Here is a 9,562-nt window from a genome sequence, read left to right as displayed (position 1 = left end):
CCTGCGCAAGCGCGGCGGCCCGGCACTGCGTGTCAGCCTGCTGCAGCGCAGTGAACGGCTGATGAACCGCCAACTGGATACCACCGCCGCCAAATTGCTGGAAACCACCTTGCAGGAACGGGGCATGACCTTTTATACCGGCGTGACGCTGACCGGCCTGCAAGATGACGGCCAGGGCCAGGTCTGTGCCGTAACGCTGGCCAACGGGCGCCAGCTGCCCGCCGATCACGTCATCATGGCAGCGGGGGTTTGCCCCAACAGCGCCCTTGGCCAGCAGGCGGGGCTGGCCTGCGAGCGGGCCATCCTCGTCGATGGCCATTTGACCACTTCCGACCCGCACATCTTTGCGCTGGGCGAGTGCTGCCAGTTCGAACAGCACACGTACGGCTTGGTGGAACCGATCTGGCGGCAGGTCGAGGTTCTGGCCGCCGTACTGTGCGGCGAAACGCCAGCCCATTATGCAGAAGCCCCCACGGCCACCAAGCTGAAGGTCAGCGGCGTGCAGCTCTACGCGTTCGGGCCCACAGAGGCGGAACCACACCACGACACGCTGCACTACCTGGATCCTGAAAACGGCGACTACTGCCGCCTGCTGATGCATCAGGGACGCCTGGAGGGCGCCATTCTATACGGTGATACCCGGCACGGGCCCTGGTACTTCGAACAGGCGCTGGCCGCCACCGATCTCACTGCGTGCCGCCATCTGCTGCTGTTTGGCGCAGCCGATGCCCAGGCCGTGCTGGCATCCCACGCATCTTCTTCATTCTCACACCGCGAGGCGGCTTAGCCATGTCTACTCAACATCCCCCACAGAAACTGATCATCGTCGGTAATGGCATGGTCGGTCACCATGTCGTCGAGCAGCTCGTCGACAGCGGTGCGCTGGCCACTTTCGAGGTGACGATTTTTGGCGAAGAGCGCCACCGTGCCTACGACCGGGTTCACCTTTCCGAGTACTTCAGCGGCCGCGATGCGCAGTCTCTTGCCCTGTGTGACGCCGATTATTACTCCACTCACGGCATTACCTTGCGCAGTGGCGAAGCCGTCAACGCCATTGACCGCGAGCAGCAAACGGTGCGCACCGCCCAGGGCGCCTACCCTTATGACCAGCTGATCCTGGCCACCGGCTCGTTTCCCTTCGTCCCCCCCATTCCCGGCAACGATCAGCCCGGCTGCCTGGTCTACCGCACCCTGGATGATCTGGACGCCATTCGCGCCGCCGCCCAGGACGCCACCAATGGCGTAGTGGTGGGCGGCGGCCTGCTGGGCCTGGAAGCTGCCAACGCGCTGCGCGGCCTGAATCTGGACACCGCCGTGGTGGAGTTTGCGCCCCGCCTGATGCCCATGCAGGTCGATAGCGAAGGCGGCGAGCTGCTGCGTGAAAAAATCGAGGCACTGGGGGTTCAGGTACTCACCGAACGGGCCACGCAGCGCATCGAGCCCGGCGACACCAGCCGCCTGCGCATGGTGTTTCAGGATGACAAGGTGCTGGAAACCGACCTCATCGTCTTCTCGGCCGGTATTCGCCCCCAGGATACGCTGGCCCGTGAGTGCGGCCTGCGTATCGGGGAGCGCGGCGGCGTGGTGATCGATGACCAGTGCCGCACCAGCGACCCCAACATTCTCGCCGTTGGTGAGGTGGCGCTGTGGAACCAGAGTATTTTTGGCCTCGTGGCGCCGGGCTACCAAATGGCCAAAACGGCGGTCTCGACGCTGACAGGCGGAGACGCCTGCTTTGGTGGCGCCGACATGAGCACCAAGCTCAAGCTATTGGGTGTGGATGTCGGCTCTATCGGCGATGCCCATGGCACCCAGAATCCGGGAGCCCGCATGTTCCGCTATCTGGACCCCCTCACCCAGGTCTACCGCAAGCTGGTGGTCAGCAGCGATGGCAAGAAGCTGCTGGGGGCGATGCTGGTAGGCGATAACAGCGTGTACGACACCCTGCTGCAGTATTACGCCAACGGCATCCCGCTGCCCAAAGAGCCCGCTGCGCTGATTCTTCCTCAGCAAAGTGGCGCTGCCTCGGTACTTGGCCCGGATGCGCTGCCGGAAACGGCGATGATCTGCTCTTGCCATAACGTCACCAAAGGCCGTATTTGCAGCGCCATCGACGAGGGTGCCTGCGACCTGGCCAGCGTGAAAGGGGCCACCAAGGCCAGCACGGGCTGTGGCGGCTGCACTTCCCTACTGAAAAGTGTCGTGGACCACGAGCTGACCGCCCGCGGTGTCGAGGTAGACACCTCGATCTGCGAACACTTCGCCCACACGCGCCAGGAGCTTTACGACCTCGTGCGCGTGGAAGGCATCAAGACGTTCAGCGAGCTGATGGCAAGGCACGGTAACGCCGATACCCACGGGCTGGGCTGCGACATATGCAAACCCGCCGTAGCGTCGATCCTCGCGTCCTGCTTCAACGAACCAATTACCGATGCCGCCCATGTGCCGCTGCAGGACACCAACGATACCTTCATGGCCAATATGCAGAAAAACGGCACCTACTCGGTGGTGCCGCGCATTGCGGGCGGGGAAATCACGCCTGACAAGCTGGTGGTATTGGGTCAAGTGGCCCAGAAATATCAGCTCTACACCAAAATCACCGGCGGCCAGCGTATCGACCTGTTCGGCGCCCGGCTGGAGGACCTGCCCGCCATCTGGGGTGAACTGATCGAAGCAGGGTTCGAGACCGGCCACGCATACGGCAAATCCCTGCGCACCGTGAAGTCTTGCGTGGGCAGCACCTGGTGCCGCTACGGCGTTCAGGACAGCGTCGGCATGGCGATTCAGCTGGAGAACCGCTACAAGGGCCTGCGCGCGCCGCACAAGATCAAGTTCGGCGTCTCCGGCTGCACCCGGGAGTGTGCGGAAGCCCAGAGCAAGGACATCGGTATCATCGCCACCGAAAACGGCTGGAACCTCTACGTGTGCGGCAACGGCGGCATGCGCCCGCGCCACGCGGAACTCTTCGCCACCGACCTGGATGACGAACAGCTCTACCGCACCATCGACCGCTTGTTGATGTTCTACGTCCGCACAGCCGACCGCTTGCAGCGCACTTCGGTATGGCGTGAAAACCTGGAGGGCGGGCTGGACTATCTGAAAGACGTGATCCTGGAAGACAGCCTCGGCATTGGTGCTGAGCTGGAGCGCCAGATGCAGCACGTGGTGGACAGCTACCAGTGCGAGTGGGCCAACGCCATCAGCGACCCGGAAAAGCTCAAGCGCTTCCGCAGTTTCGTCAACGACCAGCGTCCCGACCCGTCGATCATCATGACTTCCGAGCGTGGCCAGCTGCGCCCCGTATAACTTCGCCCATCCGCCACGAGAATCGCCATGACCGCGACTGCACAGCACACAATGTCAAGTCCAGACACCATGTCAAGTCCAGACACCATGTCGAGTACAAACACCAGCACTGATATCAGCACCACTGCCAGCGCGAATACCTGGCAGCCCTTGTGCACCAGGGCCGACCTGGTCGCTTTTTCAGGCGTGGCCGCCTGGCTGGACACGCCGGAAGGCCCCGCCCAGGTGGCGCTTTTCTACGTACCCGGCCACGGGCACGAACTCTATGCCCTGGACCACCGCGACCCCTTCTCAGGCGCCTATGTCATCGCCCGGGGTATCGTCGGCGACCTGCAGGGCAAGCCCGTCGTGGCCTCCCCGCTGTATAAACAGCACTTCCGCCTGGAGGATGGCCTGTGCGTGGAAGATGACACCATCAGGCTGCGTACCTGGCAGGTACGCTTCCAGGGGGAGGAGGTGTGGATAAAGGGGTAAGGTGAGCCACACGCTTCACCAACGGCGGCAAAACACCTGGCAATCCCGAGGGCTGCCCAATACGGTCGAGTAAGCCGTCAAACGCTGTTCCGCACGGAAACCCGCCTTCTCCAGCACCCGCCTGGAGGCAGCGTTCTCCTCCGCCACGATGGCCTCCAGGCGGGTGATGCCATACAGGCAGCGGGCATCCTCGATCAGGCGGTGGAGCGCTTTATGGGCAAGCCCCTGACCGCAGGCCGCTTGCGCAATGCGATACCCGACGCGGGCTTGGCCGTTGTCGATATCTCGCAGATTTGCACGGCCCACGATTCTGCCGCGCCAACGGACGATCAAGGGGCTCATCCGCCGCTGAGCATGGAGCGCCAGACACTCGACGATGTGCTGAGCCACGCCTTGCGGCGTGTAAAAGCGCTCTGGACGCGCTTCGATGTGCTGCTCGAACCAGACGCGCTCGGCCAGCTCGAAATGCAGCAAGTCGATTGCATCTTCTGGGGTGAGCAGATCAAAGGCCACGTCATGGGCATGTTGCATGAGTATCACCTTCCCTGGGGGCGTACGGGCAATTCCGCAAGAAATCGCTGACATTGCCGGCCAACCTGTTGCTATGCTTGCCAGCCTCTTGATTAGGTAGGCATGGGAGCCATCAGTCCATGAAAACAGAAGCCTCGACCCTGGCTTTTTCCGCCTTCATGGCCCTCTTGATCGGCTGTGCGGGCATCATCGCCACGCTGGCCTCGAATTCTCAAGCCATTCTGTTGGACGGCCTGTTCAACCTTATCTACTTTAGCGTAGCGCTGGTGACCATCAAGGTCAGCAAACTCGCCAGCCGTCCGGACAGCGAGTCGTACCCGTTCGGCTACAGCTACTTCGAGTCATTGGTTAATCTATGCAAAGGTTTGCTGATTCTGGGCGTTTCCATCTTTGCCTTGGTCGATGCGGTGGCAGCACTGCTGACCGGGGGACGCGCCATTTCAGCAGGGCTGGCAGTTCTGTATGCCCTGTTTGCCACCGCGGCGTGCTCTTTGACGGCCTGGGTCATGCACCGCAGTCAAAAGCGTGTCAGCAGCCCGCTGGTGGCCGCCGACAAGCTCAACTGGGTGGTCAACAGCGTGATTTCAGGCGCCGTATTGGCTGCCTTTTGCCTGGTTCTGGTATTTGACCACCTGGGTTGGCAAACCCTGCTCCCGTATGTGGATTCGGTACTGGTCATTGCCGTTGTGGTGCTTTGCCTAGGCGTGCCGGTACGCATGGCCTCACAAGCGCTGGCCGAGCTACTAAACAAGACACCCGAGGAAAGCGTTGCTGCCCCCGTGCGCCAGGCGGTGGCCCGTGGCCTGGCAGACGTGGATACCGAGGAGGTTCGCGTGCGGATGGTACGCCCAGGTCGATTGCTGTACGTGATCGTGCACGTGGTGCTGCCAGAGCACCTGCCCAACCTGTCCTTGAAAACGCAGGACGCCCTGCGCCAACGCATTGATCAAGAGATTCGCCACCACTACGCACCCGTGGTCTGCGATGTGGTGTTTACCGCCGATCACCGCTGGGCGGCCCCCTCCTGCGGCATGCTGATAGAAAAAGCGCGTTGAAGCACTCGCTCCATACCATGAAAGGCACCCGAGGGTGCCTTTCATGTACTTCTTCACTGTTTTAGCTTATCCGTATCAGGATTCGGGTTCGATGCGATACAGGCCGCCATCTTCCTCGTCGGTCAGCACGTAGAGGTAGCCGTCCGGCCCCTGGCGTACATCGCGAATACGGCCCAGCGTGTCCGCCAGCAATACTTCTTCATGGGTGACTTCGTTGTTGTCGTCCAGCACCAGCCGGTGCAGCTGCTCACGCTTGAGCGACCCTACGAACAGGCTATTCTGCCACTCACTGACGTCATCAGCGGTGTAGAACACCATGCCGGAAGGCGCCATCGACTCTTCCCACACGTGGGTGGGCGCGGTCACACCGGGCGCTTCGGTGCCCAGACCGATATGGGCATCGGTCGTATACTCAGTGCCGAAGGCCACCATGGGCCAACCGTAGTTGGCGCCCGCTTCGACACGGTAGAGCAAGTCGCCGCCGTTCGGGCCATGGTCTACCGCCCATAGCTCGCCCGTCTCAGGGTGCAAGGTGAGCCCCTGATTGTTGCGGTGGCCATAGGAGTAGATTTCAGGACGCAGGTTGCCGGGCTCGACCCCGATGAAGGGGTTATCCGGATGGGCGCCCCCCTCTTCCAGCAGGCGGATCATCTTGCCGCCCGGGTTGGTCAGGTCTTGCGGCAGGTTCTGCACGTTGCGGTCGCCGATGGGGAAAATGATCTCGCCGTTGCCCGGAAACGCGATGCGCGAGCCATAGTGAGCGCCCGGATGGGTGCGCGGCACTTGGGTATAGAGGGTTTCGAGATCGACCAGCTCGGCGCTGTCCGCATCGATACGCGCTCGGGCCACCGCCAAGCCGGTGCCGTAATCCGGCTCGTAGGTACTGAAGGCGCGGGGGTCACCAGGGCTGGAGAAGGTAAAATAGACCCAGCCATTCTCGTCATAATCAGGATGCACGGCCACGTCCAGCAAGCCGCCTTGATTGCCGCCCTCCGTGGCAGACTCCTCATCCTCGTCGATGTCCGTCTTGGGCAAGTTACCCAGCTCGGTCACGCTGTCGCCATCGACCAGGTGCAGGCGTCCGGGACGCTCCGTCACCAGCATCCGTCCATCCGGCAGCCATGCCACCGCCCAAGGATGCTCCAGCCCACTCAACACCTGCGTGATGGTGAAGCGGGTCTCTTCACTTTCTACGCCGCTGGCGACTTCTTCATTGACCGCCCGGACATCGGCGTGCAGGGCGCTCGCGCTGCCCAGTAGCGCAAATGCGGCCGTCCAATGGGGTAGTTTGCCAACGAAAAGCGGAAATCGTCCCTGAGTCTTCATGCGGAGCTCCTTGCTTGAACCAAAAAAAGTTAAACATTAGCGTTATCACCGGTTCAGCCTAGAAGACCCTGGTAGAGGCAGCAACAATAGTTAGCAAGCAAAGTTAGTGATCAAAACGCTCACGCATTCGTAACGCTTACTTCGAGCGTCAGGCGGGTGACAAACTCCTCGATCAAGGCCACTACCGTGGATTCTGCTTCACGATGGGGAACGTGGCCGACGCCTGGCAGGATGTCACAGTGGGCTGGGCCGTGGGTGTAGCGCGCAATGCGTTCTGGCTGGCGGTGGGAGCCATATTCGTCTCGCTCGCCGTGCAGTACCAGGGTGGGGCACAGCACGCGCTCGAGTGCGGGCACCAGCGTCCACTCTGCAAAGTCGGGATGCAGCCATGTGTCGATCCAGGCATCGAGCACCCAGCGCGCGTTGTCGCCATGGTACCTGGCTAGCTTGGCAAACTGGTCGGGCTGTTGAAACGCTTCCTTGGCCGCTTCGATACCCTGACGAGTGCGCGGTTCGTTGAACGCCTGCGCGGCGATCGTGATCAAGCCTCGGCAACGCTCCGGCTGTTGGCCTGCACAGTGAACGGCCATGCAGCCTCCTACGCTGTGCCCCAGGGCGATGAAGTGGGTGATTGCCAGCGCCTCCAGCAGTGCTGCAACCGCTTGCCGGTATTCGTCCTCGATGAAGGTATGGGGCGGTTTCGCCAATCGAGCGTCAGAACGCCCGAAGCCCGCACGGTCGTAGGCAACGACTGGATGCTGCGTGGCCTGGCAAAGGGCGGCGGGAAAGCTCCGCCATAGCTCCACACAGCCCAGCGAGTCGTGAAACAGCAGAATCGGCACCGCCGAGTGTGCATGGCGCAGCTGCCAGGTGCGGGTAAACAGACGACCGCTGGGGGTATCTACCCAGCGGTCATGAACGGTCACTGCATCCGAGTGTGAGGTCATGGCATGGCTCTTTGTGTTGTCAGTGTTGTGTGAGCTGCTGACAACATAGCATGCCACTGCCGTGCTAGCGCTTCAGGAAATTGCTTTTGACCAGATGCACCACATCATCCATCCGTCCGCTCAACACCGCCTTGGCCGAGTACAGCGCGGTCGAGGCGACCTGCCCTGCTTCTACCTTGGGCGGCATGACCAGCTCCATGGGGTTGACCACGACGTCCAGCAGCGCGGGGCCAGGTTGAGCCAGCCACTGGCTGATGGCCACGTCCAGCTCCGACTGCTGCTCTACCCGGCGCCCCCACAGCCCCATGGCCCTGGCTACTTCTCCAAAGTCGGGGTTCTGCAGCTCTGTGTAGCTATCCAACAGCCCCTCCACTTTCTGCTCCAGCTCCACGAAGCTCAGGGAGCTGTTGTTGTACACCACGATCTTGAGCGGGATTCGTTGCTGGACCAGGGTGAGTAAATCGCCCATGAGCATCGTCAGGCCACCATCGCCACACATGGCAATCACCTGGCGATGGGGGTAGGCCAACTGAATCCCCAAGGCCTGCGGGTAAGCGTTCGCCATGGTGCCATGCTGAAGGCTGGAGTGGGTGCGGCGGCCCTCCAGGGCACGGATATGGCGCAGCATCCACACGTTGACACTGCCGGTGTCTGCGGTCAGCACGGCGTTGTCGGCCGCGTGCCGGTCGATGGCCAGGGTCAGCTCTTGTGGGTGGATCGTATCGTTATCCCTGGTTTGATGAGCCGACTTTTCCAGCGACTTGGCATAACGCTTGCGGCATTTTTCCAGCCACCGGGTGTGCGTATTGGGTTGCACCACCTGGCACAGCGCTTCACAGGTGTCCCGAGTGCTGCCGACGATGCCCACATCCACCGGGTAACGTTTGCCTATCTGGGCGGGGTCCACATCTACCTGAAGAATACAGGCGCGCTCCGGGTAGAACTGGCTGAAGGCAAAATTGCATCCCAGCAGCAACAGCGTGTCGCACTCCGCGACGGCATGGTAGCCACCTTCCAGACCATATACGCCGGTCATGCCTACCTGATGAGGGTTATCGTACTCCATGAAGTCCTTGGCACGAGAGGTCCAGGCAATCGGCGCCTGGAGCTTTTCTGCCAGCGCCATGACCTGCTCGCGGGCGTCTTCACAGCCTGCGCCTGCAAAGATGGTGATATTGCCCCCCTTGTTGAGCTGCTCGACGGCGGGCACCAGCGCCTCGGCACTCGGGCGCACGGAGTAGCTGAAACGGTGGGTACGGTAGCCCAGGGTGCTATCGGGCGTTTGCGTCATGATATCGCCGGGCACGATCAACACCGCCACCCCGCGCTTGGTAAGGGCGGCCTGGGCAGCCAAGGCAGCCATGCGGCGCGCCTGCTCCGGCGATACCACGGTTTCACAAAACACGCTGTACTGCTGAAAAATGGCGCTCTGATCGACTTCCTGAGGAAACTGGCTGCCGGTTTCACCCAGTGATATCTGCGAGGCAATCAATACCACGGGGGAGCCATTACGGTGGGCATCGAACAGGCCATTGACAAAGTGCAGGCTGCCAGGCCCACAGGAACCGGCACATAGCGCCAGCTCCTGAGTAATATAAGCCTCTCCTCCTGCTGCAAAGCCGCCCGTTTCCTCATGGCGAACGCCTATCCATTCGATATCGCTCTGCCGGAGGGCATCGGTAAAGTGATTCAGCGTATCCCCTACCACGCCATAACAACGTTTGGCACCGGCGTCTTGCAGTGTTTCGACAATGATTTCAGCTACATTTGCGCTCATTTGCGACTCCTTTCGCGACGATGACATTTAGGCACTCCTTTAAGCCTAGCTGCTGTGACGCGGCTTTGCCGAATGGATGAACGCAAAGCAAATGCTGCATTGCAGCAAAAGACGTCTATAATGAATAGGCGGTATCCCAAGAGGAG

The 9,562-nt window shown here is 61.4% G+C and carries 8 protein-coding genes; 4 read left to right on the top strand and 4 right to left on the bottom strand.

All coding sequences use genetic code 11. From position 1 onward, the window contains the following. From B7L72_RS15870 to nirD, 3 genes are all read left to right on the top strand, one after another. The coding region (locus B7L72_RS15870; protein WP_139788542.1) for an NAD(P)/FAD-dependent oxidoreductase at window positions 1–787 on the top strand (787 nt) is incomplete at its 5' end. Window positions 788–789: 2 nt separating this feature from the next. Next, a complete protein-coding gene (gene nirB, locus B7L72_RS15865) occupies window positions 790–3,306 on the top strand; it encodes a nitrite reductase large subunit NirB (protein ID WP_081195443.1) in 2,517 nt (838 codons plus the stop codon). An 87-nt stretch (window positions 3,307–3,393) separates the two neighbouring features. Beyond that, the gene (gene nirD / locus B7L72_RS15860; RefSeq protein ID WP_081195441.1) at window positions 3,394–3,780 is read left to right on the top strand and encodes a nitrite reductase small subunit NirD; all 387 of its coding nucleotides are present in this window, start codon (window positions 3,394–3,396) and stop codon (window positions 3,778–3,780) included. A gap of 15 nt (window positions 3,781–3,795) precedes the next feature. Here the strand turns inward: nirD and B7L72_RS15855 are convergent, their stop codons facing one another. After that, window positions 3,796–4,311 (bottom strand): GNAT family N-acetyltransferase, encoded by a 516-nt coding sequence (locus B7L72_RS15855; protein WP_016914730.1) that lies wholly within the window; start codon window positions 4,309–4,311, stop codon window positions 3,796–3,798. Window positions 4,312–4,430: 119 nt separating this feature from the next. On the opposite strand from B7L72_RS15855, the gene B7L72_RS15850 reads away from it, so the two are divergent. After that, window positions 4,431–5,366, top strand: coding sequence for a cation diffusion facilitator family transporter (locus B7L72_RS15850; RefSeq protein WP_016914731.1), 936 nt, complete (start codon window positions 4,431–4,433; stop codon window positions 5,364–5,366). A gap of 75 nt (window positions 5,367–5,441) precedes the next feature. Here B7L72_RS15850 and B7L72_RS15845 read toward each other — a convergent pair whose 3' ends face one another. The 3 genes from B7L72_RS15845 to B7L72_RS15835 all read right to left on the bottom strand — a co-directional run bounded on the left by B7L72_RS15845 (window position 5,442) and on the right by B7L72_RS15835 (window position 9,416). Further along, entirely contained in the window at window positions 5,442–6,692 is a 1,251-nt protein-coding gene (locus tag B7L72_RS15845) for a PQQ-dependent sugar dehydrogenase (protein ID WP_081195439.1), read from the bottom strand. 119 nt (window positions 6,693–6,811) lie between these two features. Then, window positions 6,812–7,639, bottom strand: coding sequence for an alpha/beta fold hydrolase (locus tag B7L72_RS15840; protein ID WP_081195437.1), 828 nt, complete (start codon window positions 7,637–7,639; stop codon window positions 6,812–6,814). Window positions 7,640–7,703: 64 nt separating this feature from the next. Beyond that, window positions 7,704–9,416 (bottom strand): thiamine pyrophosphate-dependent enzyme, encoded by a 1,713-nt coding sequence (locus tag B7L72_RS15835; RefSeq protein WP_016914734.1) that lies wholly within the window; start codon window positions 9,414–9,416, stop codon window positions 7,704–7,706. Window positions 9,417–9,562: the final 146 nt, after the last annotated feature.

This window comes from Halomonas sp. BC1 (genome assembly GCF_002078135.1).
GTDB lineage: Bacteria > Pseudomonadota > Gammaproteobacteria > Pseudomonadales > Halomonadaceae > Vreelandella > Vreelandella stevensii.
This window is presented reverse-complemented; position numbering and strand designations above follow the sequence as displayed.

Bases quoted from the DNA above. Each gene is read 5' to 3' on its own strand.
- nirD (WP_081195441.1), top strand. From the start codon at position 3,394: ATGTCGAGTACAAACACCAGCACTGATATCAGCACCACTGCCAGCGCG.
- B7L72_RS15855 (WP_016914730.1), bottom strand. From the start codon at position 4,311: ATGCAACATGCCCATGACGTGGCCTTTGATCTGCTCACCCCAGAAGAT.
- nirB (WP_081195443.1), top strand. From the start codon at position 790: ATGTCTACTCAACATCCCCCACAGAAACTGATCATCGTCGGTAATGGC.
- B7L72_RS15845 (WP_081195439.1), bottom strand. From the start codon at position 6,692: ATGAAGACTCAGGGACGATTTCCGCTTTTCGTTGGCAAACTACCCCAT.
- B7L72_RS15850 (WP_016914731.1), top strand. From the start codon at position 4,431: ATGAAAACAGAAGCCTCGACCCTGGCTTTTTCCGCCTTCATGGCCCTC.
- B7L72_RS15835 (WP_016914734.1), bottom strand. From the start codon at position 9,416: ATGAGCGCAAATGTAGCTGAAATCATTGTCGAAACACTGCAAGACGCC.
- B7L72_RS15840 (WP_081195437.1), bottom strand. From the start codon at position 7,639: ATGACCTCACACTCGGATGCAGTGACCGTTCATGACCGCTGGGTAGAT.